At 44.2% G+C, this 21,841-nt stretch carries 24 protein-coding genes and 1 CRISPR repeat array; of the genes, 7 read left to right on the top strand and 17 right to left on the bottom strand.

The features are described 5' to 3' along the window. Positions 1-185: 185 nt before the first annotated feature. Positions 186-803, top strand: a complete 618-nt coding sequence (gene hisIE, locus ACWB1W_RS05120) for a bifunctional phosphoribosyl-AMP cyclohydrolase/phosphoribosyl-ATP diphosphatase HisIE (RefSeq protein WP_479370313.1) — start codon at positions 186-188, stop codon at positions 801-803. Here the strand turns inward: hisIE and ACWB1W_RS05115 are convergent, their stop codons facing one another. After that, on the bottom strand, positions 804-1,022 hold the full coding sequence (locus ACWB1W_RS05115; protein ID WP_479370312.1) for a helix-turn-helix domain-containing protein: 219 nt from the start codon (positions 1,020-1,022) through the stop codon (positions 804-806). A gap of 34 nt (positions 1,023-1,056) precedes the next feature. On the opposite strand from ACWB1W_RS05115, the gene ACWB1W_RS05110 reads away from it, so the two are divergent. Further along, on the top strand, positions 1,057-2,238 hold the full coding sequence (locus tag ACWB1W_RS05110; protein WP_479370311.1) for a pyridoxal phosphate-dependent aminotransferase: 1,182 nt from the start codon (positions 1,057-1,059) through the stop codon (positions 2,236-2,238). Here the strand turns inward: ACWB1W_RS05110 and fliN are convergent. Genes fliN through ACWB1W_RS05095 form a run of 3 tightly spaced genes read right to left on the bottom strand, consistent with a single transcriptional unit; the run spans position 2,235 to position 4,269 of the window. Then, positions 2,235-2,552: a flagellar motor switch protein FliN gene (gene fliN, locus ACWB1W_RS05105; RefSeq protein ID WP_479370310.1), complete on the bottom strand. Its 318-nt coding sequence runs from the start codon at positions 2,550-2,552 to the stop codon at positions 2,235-2,237. The genes ACWB1W_RS05110 and fliN overlap by 4 nt on opposite strands. Next, positions 2,533-3,609: a flavodoxin-dependent (E)-4-hydroxy-3-methylbut-2-enyl-diphosphate synthase gene (gene ispG / locus ACWB1W_RS05100; protein ID WP_479370309.1), complete on the bottom strand. Its 1,077-nt coding sequence runs from the start codon at positions 3,607-3,609 to the stop codon at positions 2,533-2,535. The genes fliN and ispG overlap by 20 nt, the downstream gene beginning before the upstream one ends. Positions 3,610-3,642: 33 nt before the next feature. Then, entirely contained in the window at positions 3,643-4,269 is a 627-nt protein-coding gene (locus tag ACWB1W_RS05095) for a hypothetical protein (RefSeq protein WP_479370308.1), read from the bottom strand. A gap of 53 nt (positions 4,270-4,322) precedes the next feature. Here ACWB1W_RS05095 and fba point away from each other — a divergent pair, with 53 nt between their 5' ends. Then, positions 4,323-5,261: a class II fructose-1,6-bisphosphate aldolase gene (gene fba, locus ACWB1W_RS05090; protein WP_479370307.1), complete on the top strand. Its 939-nt coding sequence runs from the start codon at positions 4,323-4,325 to the stop codon at positions 5,259-5,261. Here the strand turns inward: fba and ACWB1W_RS05085 are convergent. From ACWB1W_RS05085 to ACWB1W_RS05030, 12 genes are read right to left on the bottom strand one after another with little or no spacing between them, the layout of a single operon-like run. After that, positions 5,241-5,990, bottom strand: a complete 750-nt coding sequence (locus ACWB1W_RS05085) for a patatin-like phospholipase family protein (protein WP_479370306.1) — start codon at positions 5,988-5,990, stop codon at positions 5,241-5,243. The genes fba and ACWB1W_RS05085 overlap by 21 nt on opposite strands. Further along, positions 5,977-6,348: an NADH-quinone oxidoreductase subunit A gene (locus ACWB1W_RS05080; RefSeq protein WP_479370305.1), complete on the bottom strand. Its 372-nt coding sequence runs from the start codon at positions 6,346-6,348 to the stop codon at positions 5,977-5,979. The genes ACWB1W_RS05085 and ACWB1W_RS05080 overlap by 14 nt, the downstream gene beginning before the upstream one ends. A 6-nt stretch (positions 6,349-6,354) precedes the next feature. Then, positions 6,355-7,821, bottom strand: a complete 1,467-nt coding sequence (locus tag ACWB1W_RS05075) for an NADH-quinone oxidoreductase subunit N (RefSeq protein WP_479370304.1) — start codon at positions 7,819-7,821, stop codon at positions 6,355-6,357. Positions 7,822-7,833: 12 nt separating this feature from the next. After that, on the bottom strand, positions 7,834-9,339 hold the full coding sequence (locus ACWB1W_RS05070) for a complex I subunit 4 family protein (protein WP_479370303.1): 1,506 nt from the start codon (positions 9,337-9,339) through the stop codon (positions 7,834-7,836). A 5-nt stretch (positions 9,340-9,344) separates the two neighbouring features. Beyond that, entirely contained in the window at positions 9,345-11,285 is a 1,941-nt protein-coding gene (gene nuoL, locus ACWB1W_RS05065; protein ID WP_479370302.1) for an NADH-quinone oxidoreductase subunit L, read from the bottom strand. Between the two features lie 2 nt (positions 11,286-11,287). Further along, complete coding sequence (gene nuoK, locus ACWB1W_RS05060; protein ID WP_479370301.1) at positions 11,288-11,590, bottom strand: NADH-quinone oxidoreductase subunit NuoK; 303 nt, start codon at positions 11,588-11,590, stop codon at positions 11,288-11,290. A gap of 14 nt (positions 11,591-11,604) precedes the next feature. Then, positions 11,605-12,093 (bottom strand): NADH-quinone oxidoreductase subunit J family protein, encoded by a 489-nt coding sequence (locus tag ACWB1W_RS05055; protein ID WP_479370300.1) that lies wholly within the window; start codon positions 12,091-12,093, stop codon positions 11,605-11,607. Continuing rightward, on the bottom strand, positions 12,081-12,686 hold the full coding sequence (locus ACWB1W_RS05050) for a NuoI/complex I 23 kDa subunit family protein (protein WP_479370299.1): 606 nt from the start codon (positions 12,684-12,686) through the stop codon (positions 12,081-12,083). Before ACWB1W_RS05050 ends, ACWB1W_RS05055 begins: the two co-directional genes overlap by 13 nt. A gap of 12 nt (positions 12,687-12,698) precedes the next feature. Further along, positions 12,699-13,709, bottom strand: a complete 1,011-nt coding sequence (nuoH, locus tag ACWB1W_RS05045) for an NADH-quinone oxidoreductase subunit NuoH (protein ID WP_479370298.1) — start codon at positions 13,707-13,709, stop codon at positions 12,699-12,701. Between the two features lie 9 nt (positions 13,710-13,718). Next, the gene (locus tag ACWB1W_RS05040; RefSeq protein WP_479370297.1) at positions 13,719-15,479 is read right to left on the bottom strand and encodes an NADH-quinone oxidoreductase subunit D; all 1,761 of its coding nucleotides are present in this window, start codon (positions 15,477-15,479) and stop codon (positions 13,719-13,721) included. A gap of 9 nt (positions 15,480-15,488) precedes the next feature. Then, on the bottom strand, positions 15,489-16,028 hold the full coding sequence (gene nuoB / locus ACWB1W_RS05035) for an NADH-quinone oxidoreductase subunit NuoB (RefSeq protein ID WP_479370296.1): 540 nt from the start codon (positions 16,026-16,028) through the stop codon (positions 15,489-15,491). A gap of 12 nt (positions 16,029-16,040) precedes the next feature. Next, positions 16,041-16,397, bottom strand: a complete 357-nt coding sequence (locus tag ACWB1W_RS05030; protein WP_479370295.1) for an NADH-quinone oxidoreductase subunit A — start codon at positions 16,395-16,397, stop codon at positions 16,041-16,043. An 88-nt stretch (positions 16,398-16,485) separates the two neighbouring features. On the opposite strand from ACWB1W_RS05030, the gene ACWB1W_RS05025 reads away from it, so the two are divergent. Both ACWB1W_RS05025 and ACWB1W_RS05020 read left to right on the top strand, forming a co-directional pair. Then, positions 16,486-17,661: a hypothetical protein gene (locus ACWB1W_RS05025; protein WP_479370294.1), complete on the top strand. Its 1,176-nt coding sequence runs from the start codon at positions 16,486-16,488 to the stop codon at positions 17,659-17,661. 36 nt (positions 17,662-17,697) lie between these two features. Next, positions 17,698-18,210: a hypothetical protein gene (locus ACWB1W_RS05020; protein WP_479370293.1), complete on the top strand. Its 513-nt coding sequence runs from the start codon at positions 17,698-17,700 to the stop codon at positions 18,208-18,210. On the opposite strand, the gene hslV is transcribed toward ACWB1W_RS05020, so the two are convergent. After that, a complete protein-coding gene (gene hslV, locus ACWB1W_RS05015) occupies positions 18,207-18,737 on the bottom strand; it encodes an ATP-dependent protease subunit HslV (protein WP_479370292.1) in 531 nt (176 codons plus the stop codon). The genes ACWB1W_RS05020 and hslV overlap by 4 nt on opposite strands. Positions 18,738-18,766: 29 nt before the next feature. Here hslV and panC point away from each other — a divergent pair, with 29 nt between their 5' ends. Both panC and fmt read left to right on the top strand, forming a co-directional pair. Continuing rightward, positions 18,767-19,615 (top strand): pantoate--beta-alanine ligase, encoded by an 849-nt coding sequence (panC, locus tag ACWB1W_RS05010; RefSeq protein ID WP_479370291.1) that lies wholly within the window; start codon positions 18,767-18,769, stop codon positions 19,613-19,615. Further along, positions 19,612-20,529, top strand: a complete 918-nt coding sequence (fmt, locus tag ACWB1W_RS05005; protein ID WP_479370290.1) for a methionyl-tRNA formyltransferase — start codon at positions 19,612-19,614, stop codon at positions 20,527-20,529. The genes panC and fmt overlap by 4 nt, the downstream gene beginning before the upstream one ends. A gap of 434 nt (positions 20,530-20,963) precedes the next feature. After that, a CRISPR array of direct repeats spans positions 20,964-21,732; the repeat unit is 31 nt; unit sequence AGTTTGTTAGGTACCTATAAGGGATTGAAAC. Positions 21,733-21,841: the final 109 nt, after the last annotated feature.

Below are 21,841 nucleotides of genomic sequence, written 5' to 3'. Positions count from 1 at the left end.
TATTGAGAAGTTTTTCTTCAGAGACCTCTGGTTCAGTTTATCAAGACCGAAGTATATAGCCTCCGCTCCCGCCTTTACCGCGGCGGATAAACCTTCCCAGTTTCCGGCAGGTGCGAGTATCTCGGGTTTTCTCATAACACGAAATTTATAGAACATGAGAGGAGCTTTTTGTATGATAAATCCTCATGCTTGAGCTTAAGTTTAACGAAGAAGGTCTTATTCCCGTAGTTGCACAGGACTACAGGACCGGGGAGGTTAGGATGGTTGCTTACGCAAACGAGGAAGCCGTAAAGAAAACCCTTGAAACCGGATACGCTCATTACTACTCAAGGAGCAGGAAGAAAATATGGAAAAAGGGGGAAACTTCAGGAGAACTCCAAAGGGTTAAGGAGGTAAGGGTAGACTGCGACGGAGATACACTCATATACGTTATAGAGCAGGAAAAAAACAGGGCTTGCCACACCGGAGAAAGAAACTGCTTCTTTAGAAAGATTGACGGCACACCCGTTGAGAAACCGCTTCCCTTTGAGGTATTGCCGAGACTCCAGGAGGTGATAAGGGAAAGACTAAAGGAAAAACCCGAGAACTCTTATACTACAAAGCTTGCCTCCAAAGGCAGGGAAAGGGTTTTCCAAAAGTTCGGTGAAGAGGCAGTAGAAACCCTTATAGCTTTAATGAAGGGAGATAAAGAAGAGGTGATTTACGAGACGGCGGATATGTTATATACCCTATTGCTCTCCCTTGAGATGGAAGGAATAGACGTGAAGGATGTAATGGAGGAACTAATAAGGAGGTTCAAGTAATCAGACCGCAACCGCTTCTTTCTCCCCTAATGCTAACCACCTGTAGTCAACGTTAAAGCGTTTCGCTATAAAAACGAGTGTTGCATCACAGGGTCTTGATATTCCCTTTTCAAACTCTTCAAGCTTCTCGGGAGATATACCTATTTCTTTTGCGAAAGCTTCTACAGAAAGACCTCTTTCTTCCCTTACCTTCCTTATTCTCTCCCCTACTCCAATCATCGCTCCACCTCCTTTTTTATTAAAATTTTAGGAAATGGGTAAAAAGCTGGCAAGAAGAATAGCCCACATAAAGCCCTCTCCCACACTCCAGATAACCGCAAAGGCTAAGGAGCTCAGAGCAAAAGGTATTGACGTAATAGGCTTCGGAGCGGGGGAACCCGACTTTGACACCCCTGAGTTTATAAAAGAAGCGTGTATAAGAGCCCTCAAAGAAGGAAAGACGAAATACGCTCCCTCTGCAGGCATCCCGGAGCTCAGGGAAGCTATCGCTAAAAAACTCTACGAGGAAAATAGAGTTTCTTACAAGCCTTCCGAGATTGTGATATCCGCAGGAGCAAAGATGGTTTTATTCCTTATCTTTATGGCAATCCTTGACGAGGGGGACGAGGTGTTACTTCCATCCCCCTACTGGGTGACATACCCCGAGCAGATAAGATTTTTCGGGGGTGTGCCCGTAGAGGTCCCCCTCAAAAAGGAAAAGGGTTTTAAACTCACCCTTGAGGATATAAAGGGGAAGGTTTCGGAAAGAACGGTCGCACTGGTTATAAACTCTCCTAACAATCCGACGGGAGCTGTTTACGACAAAAAGGAGCTTGAGAGGATAGCGGAGTTCTGTATAGAGAGAAAGATTTTTATTATTTCTGACGAGTGTTACGAACACTTTACCTACGATGGGGAGTTTGTAAGTGTAGCCTCTCTATCGGAAGAGGTAAAAAGGATAACCTTCACGGTTAACGCTTTTTCAAAGAGTTTTTCAATGACCGGTTGGAGGGTGGGATACGTTGCCTGCCCGGAGGATTACGCGAAAGTGATAGCGGGTTTAAACAGCCAGAGCATCTCAAACGTAACGACTTTTGCCCAATACGGAGCCCTTGAGGCTCTTAAAAATCCACTATCAAGGGAGTTTATAAAAAACATGAGAGAAACCTTTAAGAGAAGGAGGGATATAGCTTACGAGCTTCTTAAGGAGATTCCCGGGGTTGAACTCTTTAAACCTGAAGGAGCCTTTTACATATTTCCCGACTTTTCCGAATACTCAAAAAGGGTGGGCGGTGATATAAAGCTCTCGGAGATACTTCTTGAAAGAGGAAAGGTTGCCGTTGTTCCGGGTTCAGCTTTTGGTGCTGAAGGGTTTTTAAGACTCTCTTACGCCCTTTCCGAGGATAAACTCTTAGAAGGTATAAGGCGAATAAGGGAAGTAGTTGAAAGCCTTTAAGTTTCTTCCTTAACGACTTCCTTTATTTTTACCCCTATTTTTCCGTCTATAACTACAAGCTCCCCTTTTGCTATAAGCTTTCCGTTTACTTTTATGTCAACGAAATCTTTTACTTCCCTATCAAGCTCTATAACCGAACCTATACCCATGCTGAGGAGTTCACCTATGGTTTTTTGGGCTTTTCCCACAACCACCTCTATATCAACCGGTATGTCCGAGAACTGCTGTATGAGTTCAAGCAGGTTTTCCCTCTTCTCCTTTTTTTCCTCCTGCTTTTCCCCTTTACTCTCCTCTTTAACCTTTTCCTCTTCCATCTCCTACCATATTTTCTATCTCTCTTAAAAGCTCGTCAACCATATCCTTTTCATCTACCTTCTTTATAGGTTTTCCTTCCTTAAAGAGCCATGCAAAACCTCTTCCGCACGCAAGGCCGATATCCGCCTCCCTTGCCTCACCTATGGCATTTACCACACAACCCATAACAGCGACCTTAAGGGGTTTTTTTATCCCCGATAGCTTTTTCTCCACCTCTTTAACAACCTTGGGAAGGTCTACCTCTATTCTTCCGCACGTGGGACACGCAACTATCTCAACTCCTCTTCTTCTGAGTCCCAAGGACTTTAAAATCTCGTAAGCCGTTTCTACCTCAACAACAGGATCGTCTGTGAGGGAAACCCTTACCGTATCCCCTATACCCTGGTAAAGGAGTATACCTATACCTACGGAGGACTTTATTATTCCCTTATTACCCATACCGGCCTCGGTTATACCTATGTGGAGCGGAACGTCCGTTTCCTTTGCGAATATGAGGTTAGCTCTTACGTTCTCAAGAACATCTGAACCCTTTATTGATACTTTGTAATTGGTAAATCCCCACTTTTCAAACTTTTCGGACCACCTTAGGGCACTTTCTGCTAAGGCTTCCGCGGATGGATATCCGTATTTCTCAAGTAAATCCTTCTCAAGGGAGCCCGAGTTCACACCTATTCTCACCGCTACATCTTTGTTTTTTGCCTCCTCTACAATTTCCCTTACCACCTCCTCTTTTCCTATATTCCCCGGGTTTATTCTTATCCCGTGAACCCCCTTTTCCATTGATAGAAAAGCATAGGATGGTGCAAAGTGTATGTCCGCTATTATTGGAACGGGACTATTCTTAACGATATCTTCAAGGGCTTCAACGTCCTCTTTATGAGGAACCGCAACCCTTACAATCTCACAGCCGGCCTCGTAAAGCCTCCTTATCTGGTCAAGGGTAGCCTCAACGTCGTGGGTCTTCGTTGAAGTCATTGATTGAACTACTATAGGAGCTCCTCCTCCTATCTTTACCCACCCGACCTTTATCTGGCGGGTCTTCCTCCTCTCAATCATAAAAAATAAGGTATAACGAAGTAAAGAGTAAACCTATGTTTTTTCTCTCTTTTCAAGAATCAAACCTACAAGTGGTGGAAGCCAACATAGGTTGGCTGCTATAGTCTCAAGGGCTACTAAAAGGTTTGTGGTCGGTGAGAAACCCAAAACCCTGGCGAATAATAAACCTAAAGGAACCAATAGGATAACGAATAAGCTCGTCAGCATAACCGGGTTTTTAAAGTAATTCTTCAGAGCTTTTAAGAAACTTTTCTCTTTCCGGTAGAAATAAATAAAGCCGGAAACATTAGCCCCTATCTGGTCACTCATAGCGTAAAAGTAAGGTATGTAAAAACCTTCCCATCCGTAAACGTTTACACCTAAAGCTCTACTTCCGAAGTCTATCCACCAGGGAACCGTCATCCCTATAAGTTTTCCCCAGCCGTAGGCCTGAGCCAAGGAGTAGACTTCCCCCTTTATCCTCTTTTTTATCGCAAACACACCCTCAAGTATGCTTTCCCCTTCACCCGCTAGGGTTCTTACACCCCACTCTCCTATCAGATTTTGTCTTATACCTAACTGGTCAAGTATCCATGCAAGGGCTAAACCGCCGAGATAGCCCGTAGCGGTGTATCTTATTAATTCCCCGAACTCTTCCTTTTCTTCTTCCCTTTCTTCCATAAAGGATATTCTATATCCTTTGTTTGTAATCCTTAAAGTATAATCACTAGGGTATGCCGTTACTCAGCGGAAAGATTCTCTTTGAAGTAGCAAATGAGTATAACTTCGCAATAGGCGCCTTTAACTTTAACAACCTTGAGTTTTTAAGGGCTATCTTGGAAGCTGCAGAAGATGAAGAAGCTCCCGTATTTGTCCAGACAACCGAGAGTGCAATAAGGTATGCGGGAATAGAGTTTCTCTCGGGTATGGTTCACGCTGTGAAAGATAGGTATAAAGTTCCCTTTGCTCTCCATCTTGACCACGGTAAGCATCTTGAAACCATACTTCTCGCAATAAGACACGGATACACCTCTGTTATGATAGATTACTCGGATAAACCTTATGAGGAAAACCTGAAGGTTACAAAGGAAGTTGTTTCTCTGTGTGCTCCTCTGGGTATATCGGTTGAGGCTGAGCTGGGAAGACTTGAAGGAGTTGAGGATAACGTTGTATCAAGGGAAAGGGTTCTCGTGGACCCTCTTCAGGCTAAGGAGTTCGTGGATAAAACGGGTGTTGACGCCCTTGCTCCCGCAATAGGAACAGCTCACGGGGCTTTCAAGTTTAAAGGAGAACCGAAGCTTGATTTTGAAAGGCTAAGAAAAGTAAAAGAATTAACAAACGTAGCTTTAGTTCTCCACGGTGCCAGCGGTGTTTACGAGGAATACGTTAAGACTATAAACGCTTACGGTGGAGATATTAAGGGAGCTAAAGGGGTTCCGGACGAGGATATAAAAAAAGCGGTTGAGTTGGGGATCAACAAGGTGAACACGGATACGGATTTGAGACTTGCCTTTATTGCCACCTTAAGAAAACTGATTGCTGAGGAGAAGAAGGTTATAGACCCCCGCAAACTTCTGAAGCCCGCTATGGAGGAGGTTAAAAAGGTCGTAAAGAGAAGGATTAGACTTTACGGAAGTCAAGGGAAAGCCGAGCTATTTAGAAAGTATCTCTAAGGCCTTCTTGTATCCCCGTTCCATTATTTGGTCCGCTTTTCTCACGTCAAGGGGTGTGAACTCCTCAAGCTCCGGGACTATAACGAGGTCACAGAACTCCTTTCTCTTTTCGGAGTTTGACCGAACGGCAAGAAAGAAGCTTCTCAAAAGGATGTGAAGAATATTCTTAATTTCCTTTTCCGGTTCTATAGGGAGGACATCAACGCAAACGGTCGGTATACCGCTTTCCTGAAAGGGCTCAACAGGGAGGTTATTAACCATACCTCCGTCAACCAGTAAGTATTTTCCGTATTCAACAGGTTCAAAAATCCCCGGAATTGCACAACTACCGAGAAGTGCGGGGATTAAGTTTCCCTCGGAAAAGTATAAAGCCCTTCCCGAGTATAAGTCTGTAGCGCATATATGCGTCGGTATCTCAAGCTTCTCTATTCTCCTGTAAGGGAGAACTTCCTCAAGGAAGCTTATCGCCTTATCCCAACCTATCAATCCTTTTAACGGGGGCTTAAACTTGAATAGCTTTAACCAGTTAACCCTCTTAAGAAGGCTAAACATACCCTCGGGTGAGTAACCGGAAGCGTAAAAAACCGAAACGATAGCCCCTGCACTCACTCCGCTAATTGCCTTTACCCTTACACCGAGCTCGTTTATAGCTTTCAAAACACCGATGTGGGCTATACCCTTTGCCGCTCCTCCCGAAAGAACAAGGTTTATTTCTTCAAATTTCCTCAATTTCAAATTGCCAGTCCAGTGCTCCTTTTACCCAGGCGTAAAGTAGCCCATAGGTGAGAATAAAGATAAAGATAAACATCTCTATAAAACCGAATACACCGAGATACCTGTAAACTACGGTCCACGGAAATAAGAAAGCCGCTTCTATGTCAAAGAGTAAGAGAAGTAAACCGAGCAGATAGTAACCCTGGTGGAAGGTCGTCTGAGCATCTTTATCGTATAACGGAACACCACACTCGTAAGGGTAGTCCTCGTAAAGCTGGGGATCTCTGGGACCAAGCAGAGAGTTTAAAGATATCATTACAAGACCGATAACTATAAGAATGAAAGCGAATACCAAAATCCAGAAATACTCCATTGCTCCTCACCCCGTAAATAGGCTTTCTGCCGAAGTCTTTACTAAGAACCAAATTATAGAGGGAAGAACACCCAGAAGAACACTTCCAACCGTTAACATTACTAAAGATAGACCCTCAAGGGGGTTTATGCCTTCAACCTTAAACTCCCTTTCGTTTTTATGCATGTACATCAGGACAACGAGCCTTATGTAGTAACCCGTTGATACAGCTGTTGAGAGAATCATTATAAAGGCAAGCCACCAGAGTTTATCAAAGGATAGTGCCATAAAAACGAGGGCTTTGCCTACAAAACCGACGGTAGGCGGTACACCGAGTAGGGCAACCATATAAATGAGGAACGCAAAGGCAAGGTAGGGCATGTTAAACCTGAAACCCATAAAGTTCTCCATGCTGTTTTCCCACTCGGGATTTCTCTCCATGAGAGCCAATACGAGAAAAGCACCTGCGGACATTATAGCGTAGGCTATCAAGAAGTATATAACAGCCTTGAGGCCTATTACCTTTGAAACTGCAACAGCAGCCAGTATGTAACCCGAGTGAGCTATAGAGGAGTAAGCGAGAAGCCTTTTGACGTCTTTCTGGACGAGTGCTACAAAATTACCGTATAGCATCGTAACCGCGGCTATTAAACCCACTGTTATCGTCCAAACGGTAGCGAACTTTTCCTCAAGCAGGGGAACGACCCTAACGAGGGGAATAAAGAACGCCAACTTCCCGACCGATGCCATAAATGCGGTAACGGGTGTGGGTGCACCTTGATAAGCGTCAGGTAGCCAGTAATGAAAAGGAACTGCCCCTATTTTGACCGCTATACCTATAAGGAAGAAAACGAGCCCCAGAATGAGGTAGTGAATATCCTGACTCTTATACGTGAGTATTTCTCTCAGGTCTATGCTTCCCGAGTATATATACATAAAGGCGGCACCGTAGGAAGCAAGGGCTATAGCAAGTCCCCCCAGGATAAGGTATTTAAAAGCTCCCTCCTTTGAAACCGTTGAACCCTTAAAGAGTGCGGTAAGAATGTAAAAGCCTACGGATACGAGCTCAAGGGCTACGTATATGATTATCAAGTTGTATGAAGAAGCCAGAACAAAAACCCCGAGAAGCGTAAAAGCGAGAATGTAGTAAAACTCCCCGTAAAAGGATTTTTTTGAAGAATAGTAGTTGTTAACTACTGTGAGTATACCCAGGGTTATTATCAAGGAAAAAAGTTTTACTGTAATAGCGAGCGGGTCGTTCGTAAAGTTTCCGTAAAAAGTATCCCCGGGATAATTCCAGGGAACTAAGAGGGAAAAAAGAACGGCAAAATAACCGACGTAACTTACTATAGATAGGACGGTTTTCTTACTTCCTTTTTTTAAAACAAGTTCAAGGGTAAAGAGAACGAAAGCGTGAATAAGAAGTATAAGCTCGGGAAGGAACTTCTTGAGGTCGGGAATTTCTATCGCTCCTATTAGCGCCCTTAAATCCATCTTTCACTCCCCTCAGAACGGTATTTTTAGAACGTATTTAAGCAGGTGGAAGATGTATCCCTCGTAAAAGGCAAAGAATATAAATGGAAGTAGCCCCACCATAAGCACGGGAATAACTATAAGAACAAAGGCAACAAGAGGATAACTGTTAACATCTCTGAAATGGACGAGAACACTCTCCTCTCTAACGTCAAGATAAAGGGTTTTCATAAAGTAAAGGACATAAGCTCCGCTGAAGAAAGCTGCAAAGAGAACGAAAAGGGCCAGGGCCGTTGAGTACTCCCTTGAGGCTACAACCGTCAAGAACTTACCCCAGAAAGAGGAGCCTCCCGGAAGACCCATAGCTGCGAAAGCTATCGTCGCGGTAATAGTCGCAAAAAGAGGCATAAATTTTATCGCTCCCCTGAGACTTGAGAAGTTAAAAGTGTGAAGCCTGTTGTAAACAAAACCGGCAACCATAAATAAGCCTGCACTCGTAAGCCCGTGGGCAAACATCTCTATGACAGACGCCCTTATACCTTCCACATTGAGTAAGAACATAGCGGCAACAACGAATCCCATGTGAGAAACGGAAGAGTAAGCTACGAAACGCTTTATGTTGGTTTGAGATATGGTCATCCAAGATGCCATAACTATTGAGTAAATACCGAGGGCAACAAGGTAAGGGGCGAGTTCCCTGGCGGCATCGGGGAAGAGCCCTATGTTAAACCTGAGAAGTGCGTAAGTTCCCATCTTAAGGAGTATGGCCGCAAGAACTACCGAGCCTGCGGTGGGAGCTTCTCCGTGGGCATCGGGAAGCCACGTGTGAAATGGAACGATTGGTGTCTTCACCGCAAAGGCTATAAAGAAGAGGAGAAAGAGGAATATCTCAAAACCGTTGGGTATGTTAAGACCGAGCAGGTCAAAGTAGCTGAAAGTGAAGGACCCGTTAACCTTGTAGTGGTAAACCGACAGGGAAGCTATACCCAGAAGCAGGAATAGGGAAGATATAAATATGTATACGAAGAACTTGTAAGCTGAGTAAAGCCTCAGCTTATAACCCCATATTCCTATAACAAAGAGCATGGGAAGGAGAGTAAGCTCGTAAAACACATAAAACACTATAAGGTCAAAACTGGTAAAAACACCGATAACAAAGGCTTCCGTAAGCAGGAACGCTATGTAATACTCCTTTAGGCGTGTTTTTATTGATTCGTCTCCGATGGACCATATAACCGCAACAAGAGAAATAAGGGTCGTAAGTATATACATAAGCATAGAGAGGCCATCAGCTCCTAGTGAAAGCTTTACCCCGAGCTCTTCAAGTATCGTATACTCCTCGTAAAACTGGACAACTTCCGTTCTTGAGAAATCAAACCAAGATAGTGCTATCAGAGAGATTAAAAGGGTTAGACCCGTTCCCAGCAGCGCCAGATACTTTGCATACTTTTCTTTGAAGAAGAGAATAAGGAGTGAGAAAACTACGGGTGTTATTATGGATACGGATATAAAGGGAAACTCAAACCCCACCTTTTCCATCTCACTTACCCCTTAAACCTTTCAAGAAGGTAAAGCATAACACCCAGCATAACGACAACACCGAGCGTTAAAAAGATTATGTAATGGTTTAAAAGCCCCGTTTGTAACTGTCTTGATACCCTTCCTATTCTAAAAGCAGAAAGAACACTCTCGTGAATGATAAGGTCAATAATTTTTATGTCAAGGTTCTTCCAAAGGAACTTTACAAACCTGAAAAAGTATTTATAAAGAAGATTTATAAATCCATCTATAAGTCCCCTATCAACTCCTTTGAAGGTAAGTCTCGAAACCGAAAGGTATCCGCCTCCTATCACGTTGTGGTAAAGCTTTTCGGTAAAGAACTGTTCTTTAAAGGTGGTATGAATAAACTTAAGAGAGTCATAAGCCTTCCTGTAATCTATAACCTCCTTCACATACACAGCCCAAGCCAGCCATATACCTCCCAAAGCTACCCCCAATGACACCAATGCTACACTCAAATGTATCCCCTTCTCCTCCCCTCCTATCAAACCAACATACCAGTGCTCCAACCAAAGCCCAAACAATCCGCTCAATACCGTCACAAAACCAAGCAATCCCATAGGAACCGTCATAACCCCCTCTACTTCATGAACATCCTTCCCGTAATACTCCCTCCACCTCTCCTTTCCGTGAAACACCAAAAACCCTTCCCTAAAACTGTAATACGCCGTCACAAAAGCAACTATCGTCCCAAGTATACCCAAAACCCCGCTCCACTCATACATACTCGCTACTATCCTGTCCTTACTCCAAAATCCGCTAAAAGGAAATACTCCCGCCAAGCTCAAGGCTCCCACCATAAACGCTGCATACGTTATCGGCATATACTTCTTTAGCCCACCCATCTTGAAAATGTCGTATATGTGATGGTGGAACGCTGTTATCACCGCTCCCGCAGCAAGGAAAAGAAGGGCTTTAAAGAAGGCGTGTGTGGTCAAATGAAACATCGCTCCTCCCTTGTCTCCCACTCCCAGCGAAACAAACATATACCCAAGCTGTGACATCGTTGAGAAGGCTATTATCTTCTTTATGTCGTTGTGAACAGCTCCCGCAAGGGCAGCCATGGTCATCGTGAGGGCCCCTATCACAACTATGAGCTTCAAGGTTTGAGGTGTTGCCTCAAAGATGGGGTATAGTCTTGCGACCATGTAAACACCTGCTGCTACCATGGTCGCAGCGTGAAGAAGTGCACTCACGGGTGTGGGGCCTGCCATCGCATTAGGAAGCCACGTGTGGAGGGGAAACTGTCCTGACTTCCCTACAGCCCCTCCAAAAAGAAGCATCGTCGCTATTCCCAATGCATACTTGTTTACCTCTTCAACTTTCGGGAATATCTCAAGTATGTCAAGAGAACCAAAAAGGTAGAAGGTGTAGATGATACCGAAGATAAATAGCCAGTCACCTATTCTGTTCATTACAAAGGCTTCGAAGGATGCGTTTGTGGCTTTTTTCTGGTTGTGGTAGTAGCCGATAAGGAGGTAAGAAGCAAGACCTACACCTTCCCAACCGAAGAATATACCAAGGAGGTTATCCGAAAGGACGATAAGAAGCATAGCGAAGAGGAAGAGAGAGAGGTAAGCGTAGAACTTAAAAACCCATTTACCGAACTCGTCTCTCATGTAACCGATTGAGTAGATGAAGATGAGCGTAGCGACGAAGGAAACGACGAGAGCCATAAGGGAGGAAAGGGAGTCAAAGTAGAAGCCAAGCTTAAGGGTGTAGTTGGAGATAGGAAGGAAGGAGTAAAGCTTTATGTGAATGGGTTGGTGGATAGCTTTTAGGGCGACGACGAAGGAGAAAAGGGTGGTTAGGCCTGCTCCTACTGAGGCTATAATTCCGCTTCCGAGGTCCCCTATCTTCCTTCCAAAGGCCAGTATCACTAAAAAGGCTATTAGGGGTATGAGAACTATGCCCAGCTCTATCATCCTCAGTCCCTCAATTGAGAAATTTCGTGAGAAGCTTCATAACCTTTAAGCCTGAATATGGAAACTATCAATCCTAACCCCACCGCAACCTCAGCGGCCGCAACGGTCATAACAAAAAAGGCAAAAATCTGGCCGTCGACCCTTCCCAGGGCCTTGTCAACCGCAACAAGAGCTAAGTTAATTCCGTTAAGCATAAGCTCCGTGCTTACCAAAATGGTTATTAAGTTTTTCCTAACTATAACACCGAGGAGACCTATGAGAAACAAAGCAATACTTAAGATTATATAAGCCTTGATTATATCCATACTCCCCACCTCTTTCACTCTTCCTTTCTCCCAAGAAGTATAGCACCTATCATAGCAACAAGTAGAATAACAGACGCAACCTCAAAGGGGAATAGATAACTTGTAAAGAGCTCTCTTCCTATCTCCCTTACGTTGTCCTTAACAGCCCCTATAGGCTGTGCAAGTTTTCCCTTAACAACCATGTAGCTCATTGCTACGAAGAGTATAAAGAAGATAGGGGAAGCGGTAAGTAATTCCACCTTGTAGAAACCTTCAAAGCGTTTAATTTTTTCCCACGGTATCGTTGTTATAACGAGAACGTAAAACACAACTATGGCAACCGCATAAATTATAAGCTGAAGACCTGCAAGGAGCTCCGCCCCGAGGGATAGGAAAAGACCGGCCATAGCAAGGAGAGAAGAGAGGAAGAAGAGGATAACATGAATAGGACTTTTTACGAAAACAACTCCCAGTGCGGAAACTATTAACCAAGCTCCCAGAACCGAGAATATTATCCACTCCACTCTATCTTCCCCCAGAGTTTTTCCCTTTCCTTATCGTTAGGCCATATTCTGTCGGGCTCATCGCCCCTTCTCTGCTTAAAGTCTATAGCAAACTTTTCCAGGTCATCCATACGGAGAACCTCGTTTCTCCTTGAGTAGCCGGCAAGCTCAAATATATCGGTCATTGTAAGGCATCCTACGGGACATGCGTCAACACAAAGACCGCAGAAAAGACAGTTAAGGAGGTTCATATCAAACCTTACAACTTTTTTCTTTCCGTTTGGGAGCTGAACCGCTTCTATTCGGAATAAGGTAGGCATGGGACAAGCCGTCTGGCACATATAACAGGCGACACACCTGCTCTTTGCCTTCTCGTAAGACATAAATTTCTCTATAGCCTTTAAGGAATCCGGTTCTGTTCCGTCCCACACGTAGTGTCCATGAGCTCCCCTGAAGCGTTTGGGAGGGGTGAGTTTCTCCTTAGGGTATTCGGTCGTTATCGGTCTTCTGAGGAGATTCTTTAAGGTAACGGAAAGACCCTTAAGGAAGTCTATAAAGAATATAGCCTCAAGGATATTGAGGTAATCCTTCCTGTTTAGCCTCTTTACTTTCATAACATCCCTCCTTTAAAAAGCGTAAACAACAACCGCAGTAATTATCACGTTAAGAATAGCTATAGGAAGTAGTATCTTCCAAGCTATCTCGGTTACATCCTTAGCTTGAAATCTCGGAAGAGTCCAGTGAAGCCAGAGGGTAAAGAAAACGAGTGCGAAGGTTTTGAACACGAACCAGAAGTAGGGAGAAATAGGTCCGAGTATGTTGGGTCCGTCCCATCCGCCGAAGAACAGGACAACAGCTATAGCTGATAAGGCTATTACGTTTATATACCACTCCGCAAGGGGGAAGGCTCCGAACTTCATACCTCCGTATTCAACGTTATAACCCGTAACGAGCTCAGCTTCAGCCTCCTGGATATCAAAGGGAACCCTACCGCTTTCCGCAAGCATACAGTAAAGGTAAAGTATGAAAGCTACCGGCTGGTAAACGATAAACCAAACACCTTTCTGAATTTGGGCTTCAACTATACCAACCGTGCTGAGCGTTCCCGCAAGAAGGATAACACCGAGAACCGAAAATCCCAATATAACCTCGTAAGCTATAACGACCGCGGCTTTCCTGAGAGAACCTATAAAGGCATACTTGGAGTTTGAAGCCCACCCCGAGAATATAGTTCCGTAAACCGATAGGGAGCCGAAGGCAAAGGCAAGAAGCAGGGCTATATTCACATCCGCTATTATAGGCTCAACGTAAGTGTTTCCTATTCTGAAACCGGGACCCCAAGGGACTACCGCAAGGAGCAGTATTGAAGGAACTAAGGCCATTATAATAGCCATGTAGTAAACGGGTTTATCTGCTCCGCGGGGGATAATAGTTTCTTTCGTTGCGAGCTTTATCGCGTCAGCTATTGGCTGGAGAAGGCCGAAAGGACCGACTACCGTAGGTCCGAGCCTGTTCTGAATGTGACCCGCAAGCTTTCTCTCAAACCACGTTAGGTAAGCACCGACACCGAGAGCTATCAAAAATACTGTAAGAACCTTTACGAACATTAAAGCGAGTGAGAGGAGATAGCTTTCCATAATGCCCTCCTAACGGTCCGTTTCACCTACGACTGGGTCAAGACTTCCCAGAAGCGCTATAGCGTCCGCTATCGTTCTTCCCTGTATAAGCTTAGGGAATATGGATAGATTATAAAGGGCTCCCGAACGTATCCTTAGTCTGTAGGGGTTTCCCCCACCTTTTGAGTAAATGTAAAATCCGAGTTCACCCCTCGGGTTTTCTCCGCTGAAGTAAACCTCACCGGGAGGAGCACTCTCTCCGTGAACTACAACTCTGAAGGACTTTACCATGCTCTCAAGGTCGTGGAAAACATCCTCCTTCGGAGGGATTACCGCAGGGTGTTCCTTATTGAGGTAAGGGGCATCCTTCGGTAATTTCTCAAGTTTCTCAACACACTGTTCTATTATTTTTACGCTTTGAGCCATTTCTTCCATTCTCACAAGATACCTGTCGTATACGTCTCCCACCTCTCCTACGGGTATATCAAAGTCAACCTCGTCGTAAGCGGCGTAAGGCTGTAACTTCCTTAGGTCGTAAGGAACTCCCGAACCCCTCGCCACCGGCCCAGAAAGTCCGTATTTATGAACATCTTCTCTTGTTATAATCCCAACCTCTTTGGTTCTTCTCAACCATATTCTGTTCCTGGTCAGGAGTGTATGATACTCTTTTAACCTTTGGGGAAAGTCCTTTATAAAGTGCTTCACAACGTCAAGGGTTCCCTCAGCAAGGTCGTAATGAACTCCCCCTATCCTTAGAAAGCAGGAGGTGAGCCTGTATCCCGCATTTCCCTCTATTATGTCCATTATCTTTTCCCTTTCCCTGAATGCATACAGAAATACGGTAAGAGCTCCTAGGTCCAAGGCACCCGTTCCCAGCCAGAGAAGGTGCGAGTTAATCCTCTGAAGTTCCGCAAACATAGTTCTTATATACCTTGCCTTTTCGGGAACTTCTACGCCGAGGAGTTTTTCAACAGCTTCAACGTATGCAAGCTCGTTACATATTGCGGATATGTAGTCCATACGGTCCGTGTAGGGTATGAACTGGAAGTAATGAAGGTTCTCCGCGAGCTTTTCCATACCTCTGTGGAGCTGTCCGAGAATTACATCACTCTGAACAACCTTCTCACCTTCAAGGTCAAATAAGAACCATATGGTTCCGTGGGTTCCGGGATGAAGGGGACCCCAGTTTAAAACAAGCTCCGCCTTCTTCTTAAGCCTTGCCTTTTCGGTTCTCTCAAGGTCCTCAAGGGTGGGAAGCTTTGTATGAACCAGCTCAAAGTCGTGGGAGGGTGGGTCTGTCCTCCCGTGCATAACTTCGGTAAGGGATGGAAGCTCCACCTCGGGTATACCCTGAAGGGGGAAGTCCTTTCTGAGGGGAAAGTGTTCGTATCCCTCCCACATGAACATCCTGCGCAGGTTATCGTGTCCCTCAAAGACAACACCGAACATATCGTAGGCTTCCCTTTCCGCCCACTTGGCACCGGGCCAGAGGTCTTCTATCGTGGGAAGTTTTCCGTTTTCAGCCCAGCACTTTACTATTACCCTCTCGTTCTCCTCGGGATTGTAGAGTATGTAAACACCCTGAAAGCGTTTAGGATGCTCGGGAAAGTCAATACAGGTGAGGTCAACGAAGTGAAGGAATCTCTCTTTATCTCTTAGGAATGTTAATAGCTCCCTTAGGGTGTTATAGTCCGTTTCAAATCCCCTTGTGTGTTGTGTTTCTATAAACTTTACCCTTTCCTTGAACTCCTGTCTTACCCTCTCTACACTTGCCGTGTTAATCCATTTCATAATTTATCCTCACACCTTAAGTTCCCTTGGAACGAATATACCCTCCTTCTCTATCTCCCTGTTAAAGTCCGCAAAGAGCTTATCGTACTTCGTTATTCCCTGTTCTTTTATCTTCTTCTGGAGCTGGAGTATTCCATATATGAGTCCCTGGGGAGTTGGAGGACATCCGGGTATGTAAACGTCAACGGGTATTATACGGTCAACTCCCTGGAGGGTTGAGTAAGTAGGAAACGGTCCTCCCGCGGAAGCACATCCTCCCATAGATATACACCACTTAGGGTCCGGCATCTGGTCCCATATGAGCTTCAGCATCGGAGCAACTTTATTAACAACAGTTCCCGCAACTATGAGAACGTCCGCCTGTCTCGGAGAAGCTCTGAATATAACACCGAGCCTGTCAAGGTCAAAACGGGAAGCAGCTGTGTGCATCATTTCTATAGCACAGCATGCAAGCCCTATAGTCACCGGCCAGAGGGCGTTCCTCCTTCCCCATCTGAGAAGTTCCTCAACAGTTGTAGTAACAAATCCGTTAGAATTTATAGCAACCATGACACTTACCTCCTACATCTCCCAGTTTAAAGCACCCTTACGCCAAGCGTATATAAAACCTAATGTTAATATTCCTACGAAGACAATGACCTCTATTAAACCGTAAATACCTATATCTTTAAACACTACCGCCCAGGGAAAGAGGTAAGCAGCTTCTATATCAAAGAGTATAAGTAAAAGTCCTAAAAGGTAATACCCCTGTTTGAAGGTTCCCCTTGCCTCATTATCGTATAGGGGAACACCGCACTCGTAGGGATAATCCTCAAGGGGGTCCTTTTTTCTCGTTCCCAGAATATCGTTTACAATGGCTTGTCCGAGAGCTATCGCAAGGGCAACAATAAACGCAACCCCGAGGGCAATGTACTCCATACAATCCCTCCGAAAGAAAAAGGTATCTAAAGATATACCAATGTTTTAATTTTCTGTCAACTTTATTACTCGGTTATAATCAATAACCATGAATATGTATACGGACGGAGAAAGGGTTTTTCTTGCGAAGGATTACAGAGTGGAGGGGTTCAGCAAAAAGGAGCTCCTTGAAAACGGTGAAAAGAAGGTGGTGTGGCAATCCTCAAAGCTCTCTGAAACACCCACACTCCTTACGAACACCCGTTTTTACCTCTTCGGTGCCGGAAAGACATACCTGATGAGAATGGACAGAAGGAACGGGGAAACACAGGAGATAGACTTTGAGAAGGAGATAATAGACATTACATCCGACCTGAGGGACTTTTACTTCATAACCCACGAAGGAATATACAAGCTGGACGCGGAAAGATTTGAAAAGGCGAAGATAGAAAGACTTCCGGTATCGGACATACTTGAGAAACCCATAAGAACCTTAGACCTGATAGGGGATTACCTTTACGTAGGTGCGGGAAACTGGCTTTACAAGATAAAGAAGGATGGAGGAAAGGAAGGGGAAAAAGCTCTGGTTGATGTGAAAAAGGTCCTTGCGGACTACGAGGGCCCCGTAGCGATAACGGAGGATAAGGTTCTTTATCTTACGGACGAGATGGACGTTCTATCAAACGGCCTTTACGAGGGAGAGTTTATAAAGGGAGAACACGGGGCATACCAGACTTACATACTTACCTCAACCTACTTCAACGTTTTCGGAAGAACGGGTGAGAGGATAGCCCACGTTGAGTATCAACATTACGCTACGTTTACGGAAGGTCTTAACCACATATACTACTACGATGAAAAAGAGGGAGACCTTACTTACGCTTTCAAGAGGGACCTCCTCGGAGACGACTTTATAAACATAGACCTCGTTGATACTCTTGCTCTCGTATTTGCAAGTCTTATGGCTGTCGAAGAAGCGGGAAACAGGGTAAGACTGAAAGAAAGGAGAGGATTCATAGACGTTGACGTGAACCACAAACATGTTGATATGGAAAAAGTTTTCTTAAAACTCTCAAAATACTTCCCGGAAATTTTTTATCTTTACAAAAATCCCGGATATTACGACGAGATAGACAGCTTTGCCGAAAGGTATGAACTATTTATAAGGGAAGGTGAAGAGGTTAAGCTGAATACCTCGTTACTTGAAAGGTTTTCCCAGATAAGAAAGGATTTCAAAACCTTTAAAGAAGATATAGTGAAGGATATCCTTTCCCTGGTTGGTTGATTTTCCTAAATATATTTTTAAATTTAATATATTTTTATGGAAAGGAAGGAAATCTCCCAAGAAACTATAAACACCCTTATTGAGCTTATGAAAGGCGTTATAGGGGAAGGGGGAGTGAACACGGTAATGAGAAAGCTTGAGGGAAATCTTTCGGGAAGGGAGCTTGTTTACACCTTCGCGGAAGAATTGATGAAACTATACGGGGATAAAGGTTCTTACGCAATTATAAGACAGGTAGGGAGAGAGCTCGCAAAACTCCTAATGAATAAGTATCCAAAAGAGATATGGAAAGAGGTTCTTGAGAATGCCCTAAGGGAGTTCGGTTTTGCGGAAAGGATAAACCTTGAGGAGGAGAGAGCGGGCATATGCAGGTGTGTATTTTACGACCTTTTAGCATCAAACGGTTTTAAACCGATAGAGCATGCTGTTTGCTGGTGCGGATGGGGTTTTATTGAGGGGTTCGTCAGAGAGTTAAAAGGAGTAAAGGGTATAGAGTGGAAGGGAAGGGATCAGGAAAACAGGATTTGTCACTTTAAGTTCCTGCACTAAAGCTCTTCTATCGTAAAGTTGTCGTTTGTGTATATGCATATCTCCGAAGCAATCTTTAGGGCTTTTTCCACAATTTCCCTCGCATCCATATCTGTATTTCTGTAAAGTGCTAAAGCCGCAGCTTTTGCGTAGTTCCCTCCCGAACCTATAGCAAGGATCGGTTCATCCGGTTCTATCACGTCCCCGTTTCCCGATATTAGGAGCATTCTTTCCCTATCCGCAGCAAGGAGAAGAGCTTCCAGCCTCCTGAGGTATTTATCCATTCTCCACTCCTTCGCGAGCTCAACGGAAGCCTTTATGAGGTTTCCCCTAAACTCCTCAAGTTTTGACTCAAGCCTTTCCATTAAAGCAAGTCCGTCCGCCGCACTTCCGGCAAATCCTACAAGAACCTGGTTTTTATACAGTCTTCTTATCTTCCTTGCGTTGTGCTTAAGAACCGCGTCACCGAAGGTGACTTGACCATCTCCGCCCATAACCGTTTTTCCGTTCCTCCTAACCGCCAGTATGGTTGTCGCTTTGCCTTCCATAAGCTTAATTCTATTAAAATATTTATCCTATGCCTCTCCTTTTTAAGAAAATAAAGGACTTGAGGAACTTCCTTAAGAGTAAAAAGTGTGAAGGGAAGGAGATAGGTTTCGTTCCTACGATGGGATACCTTCACGAGGGGCACAGGGCTTTAATAAGACTTGCCAGAATGCAGAACGATATAGTTGTCGTTAGTATTTTCGTAAATCCTACCCAGTTCGGGGAAGGAGAGGATTACGACAGGTATCCGAGGGATTTGGAAAGGGATTTAGCAATATGCGAGGAGGAAGGAGTTGACGCAGTTTTTGCACCCGATGTTAAGGAGATGTATCCGAAAGGCTACAGAACCAAGGTATGCATAGGTGAACTCGGGAATGTATTAGAGGGTGCCTTTAGGCCCGGGCATTTTAACGGAGTTGCAACGGTTGTTGTGAAGCTCTTTAACATAGTTCAACCGAACAGGGCTTACTTCGGAGAGAAGGACTACCAGCAACTTAAGATAATAGAGGAAGTTGTTGAGGATCTGAACATACCCGTTGAGATTGTTCCCGTTCCCATAGTAAGGGAAAAAGACGGACTCGCCTACAGCTCAAGGAACGTTTACCTCTCTCCGGAGGAAAGGGAGTCAGCACTCGCCATATACAAATCCTTCCGGCTTGCCGAAAAAATGATAAAGGCAGGGGAAAGGGATGCAAGCAGGATAAAGGAAGCCATAAAGAAGTTTATAGAGAAACACCCCCACGTTAAGGGCATTGATTACGTTGAGATAACCGACGAGAACTTGAAACCGAAAGAGAGGGTTGAAAAGGGAGACAGAATACTGGTAGCGGTAAGGGTTGGAAACGCAAGATTGATAGATAACTGGAAGGTTGAGGTGTGAGGAAGATACTCTTTATGGGAACACCCCAGTTTGCAGTCCCGAGCTTAAAAGAACTTGCTAAAAATTTTGAGATAATCGGTGTTGTTGCTCAGCCCGACAGACCGGCGGGGAGGGGAAAAAAGATAAAACCCCCTCCCACGAAGGTAGTTGCCAAAGAGCTGGGTATTCCCGTTTACCAGCCCGAGAATAAGAAGGAGCTTACGGAAATTGTAAAAGCACTTAAGCCCGAGTGTATAGTCGTGGTAGCATACGGGATGATTCTCCCGAAAGACGTACTTGATATCCCTCCCTTCAAAGTTATTAACCTCCACGCATCACTATTACCTAAATACAGAGGAGCGGCTCCCATTCAGAGGGCTATAATGGCGGGTGAGAAGGAGACGGGAAATACGGTAATGCTCGTAAACGAGGAGATGGACGCCGGAGATATCCTATCTCAGGAAAAACTTAAGATTGATGAAGAAGACAACTTCTTAACCCTTTTGGAAAAGCTAGCAAACGGGGGAGCAAAACTACTCGTAAAAACCCTGAATGATTGGTTTGAAGGGAAAATAAAACCGGCTCCCCAGAACCACGAGGAGGCAACCTATGCACCACCCGTTAAGAAAGAAGAATACAGAATTTGTTGGAAAGCTCCTGCGGAAAGCGTCAGGGACCGCATAAGGGGACTTTACCCGAACGCTTACACCTTTTTTAGAGGAGAGAGAATAAAGATTCTCAAGGCTAAGGTTCTTAATATCAACGGGTATCCTGGAGAGATACAGGACCGAAAAAGGTTCATCGTCGCATGTGGGAAAAAAAGCCTTGAAATACTTGAGTTAATCTCACCTAAAGGTAAGAAGATGAGCGGTGATGAGTTCATGAGGGGGTATAAGCCCGAGCTTTATGAAACTTTAGGTTCACAACCGCAGTGAGGGCAGACCTTAGCCTTCCTTGGTATCACCATACAACAAAAGGGACATAACTTCTTTAAGGAATAAAAAGGTGACGAGGTTGAGTATAGGCATAGATAAGCCTTCCCATGATGATATGTTTGTTTAGTAAGTATTAACAAACTTAAAGGATTAAAGAAGCCTAAAAATTAGGGAATAAATATTTTATCCCCCTTGATTTTCAGGCGGTCAATGAACCCCACAAAATTTATATTAGTTCTAACTAACCGAAAGTTTTAAGATTTGAGGTTTTGCTTACAAAATCAACAAGTGTGAACCTCCCGGGATTTTGGGGAGATTGGAGGTTCACGGGAAATAAACTCCACTTGACGACTCTTAAAGAATTCTATAAAATTTAAGTGTGGCCGTTGAGCCACAGGGGCTTCTTGTCAACTGAATAAGGTAAGTTGTAGGCTGGTTTGTTAGGTACCTATAAGGGATTGAAACTCAGACTTGACCCAGATGGATGGGAAGAAATTCTGAGTTTGTTAGGTACCTATAAGGGATTGAAACTGTGACTTATGAGTCCGCCAAAGTATACGGTTTTAGTAGTTTGTTAGGTACCTATAAGGGATTGAAACTTTAACACTTGGTTTGGTGAAAATGTTCCCTTTGAAAGTTTGTTAGGTACCTATAAGGGATTGAAACCCGTAGATTTCCCATCCCTTCTTTTCAAACTCCTTCGTTTGTTAGGTACCTATAAGGGATTGAAACCCTTCTTTGACAAACAGTTTTGCAGAAGACACTCTAGTTTGTTAGGTACCTATAAGGGATTGAAACCGTGATAAACTTGAACAACTTGGTCTTGACATAGACAGTTTGTTAGGTACCTATAAGGGATTGAAACTTAACGAAGGGGAAAAAGAATGTTGGTTCTTGATACGTTTGTTAGGTGCCTATAAGGGATTGAAACCGACAAAGTGAAAAGTTCAATCAATCAAGTATCACAGTGTTTGTTAGGTACCTATAAGGGATTGAAACACGTTCGCTGAGGCCAGAGATGGGTCTGATTGGTGGTCGTTTGTTAGGTACCTATAAGGGATTGAAACTGATAAGCAAGCTAGAATAACTCCGGCTCAGAAAATGGTTTGTTAGGTGCCTATAAGGGATTGAAACATCACGTTCCATAACGCTTTAAGCGTATTTTGTATTACCATTTGTTAGGTACCTATAAGGGATTGGAACTTGAGGCTCAACGAAATTTTTGCATCATGCGGGTATGATATCAATTTTTTAGAAACTATTGGCAGAATATAGTCAAATGAATATAAAATTTTGATTGGGTTGAGCCCGA

The organism is Aquifex sp. (assembly GCF_056494385.1).
Note: the sequence above shows the minus strand (reverse complement) of the source record. Positions and strands in the feature narration are given on the sequence as shown.

Bases quoted from the DNA above. Each gene is read 5' to 3' on its own strand.
- hslV (WP_479370292.1), bottom strand. From the start codon at position 18,737: ATGGAAGGCAAAGCGACAACCATACTGGCGGTTAGGAGGAACGGAAAA.
- nuoK (WP_479370301.1), bottom strand. From the start codon at position 11,590: ATGGATATAATCAAGGCTTATATAATCTTAAGTATTGCTTTGTTTCTC.
- fliN (WP_479370310.1), bottom strand. From the start codon at position 2,552: ATGGAAGAGGAAAAGGTTAAAGAGGAGAGTAAAGGGGAAAAGCAGGAG.
- ACWB1W_RS05115 (WP_479370312.1), bottom strand. From the start codon at position 1,022: ATGATTGGAGTAGGGGAGAGAATAAGGAAGGTAAGGGAAGAAAGAGGT.
- ACWB1W_RS05050 (WP_479370299.1), bottom strand. From the start codon at position 12,686: ATGAAAGTAAAGAGGCTAAACAGGAAGGATTACCTCAATATCCTTGAG.
- nuoH (WP_479370298.1), bottom strand. From the start codon at position 13,709: ATGGAAAGCTATCTCCTCTCACTCGCTTTAATGTTCGTAAAGGTTCTT.
- ACWB1W_RS05080 (WP_479370305.1), bottom strand. From the start codon at position 6,348: ATGGAGTATTTCTGGATTTTGGTATTCGCTTTCATTCTTATAGTTATC.
- ispG (WP_479370309.1), bottom strand. From the start codon at position 3,609: ATGATTGAGAGGAGGAAGACCCGCCAGATAAAGGTCGGGTGGGTAAAG.
- ACWB1W_RS05095 (WP_479370308.1), bottom strand. From the start codon at position 4,269: ATGGAAGAAAGGGAAGAAGAAAAGGAAGAGTTCGGGGAATTAATAAGA.
- ACWB1W_RS05070 (WP_479370303.1), bottom strand. From the start codon at position 9,339: ATGGAAAAGGTGGGGTTTGAGTTTCCCTTTATATCCGTATCCATAATA.
- ACWB1W_RS05020 (WP_479370293.1), top strand. From the start codon at position 17,698: ATGGAAAGGAAGGAAATCTCCCAAGAAACTATAAACACCCTTATTGAG.
- ACWB1W_RS05075 (WP_479370304.1), bottom strand. From the start codon at position 7,821: ATGGATTTAAGGGCGCTAATAGGAGCGATAGAAATTCCCGACCTCAAG.
- panC (WP_479370291.1), top strand. From the start codon at position 18,767: ATGCCTCTCCTTTTTAAGAAAATAAAGGACTTGAGGAACTTCCTTAAG.
- ACWB1W_RS05030 (WP_479370295.1), bottom strand. From the start codon at position 16,397: ATGGAGTACATTGCCCTCGGGGTTGCGTTTATTGTTGCCCTTGCGATA.
- nuoB (WP_479370296.1), bottom strand. From the start codon at position 16,028: ATGGTTGCTATAAATTCTAACGGATTTGTTACTACAACTGTTGAGGAA.
- ACWB1W_RS05040 (WP_479370297.1), bottom strand. From the start codon at position 15,479: ATGAAATGGATTAACACGGCAAGTGTAGAGAGGGTAAGACAGGAGTTC.
- hisIE (WP_479370313.1), top strand. From the start codon at position 186: ATGCTTGAGCTTAAGTTTAACGAAGAAGGTCTTATTCCCGTAGTTGCA.
- ACWB1W_RS05025 (WP_479370294.1), top strand. From the start codon at position 16,486: ATGAATATGTATACGGACGGAGAAAGGGTTTTTCTTGCGAAGGATTAC.
- fba (WP_479370307.1), top strand. From the start codon at position 4,323: ATGCCGTTACTCAGCGGAAAGATTCTCTTTGAAGTAGCAAATGAGTAT.
- ACWB1W_RS05110 (WP_479370311.1), top strand. From the start codon at position 1,057: ATGGGTAAAAAGCTGGCAAGAAGAATAGCCCACATAAAGCCCTCTCCC.
- nuoL (WP_479370302.1), bottom strand. From the start codon at position 11,285: ATGATAGAGCTGGGCATAGTTCTCATACCCCTAATAGCCTTTTTAGTG.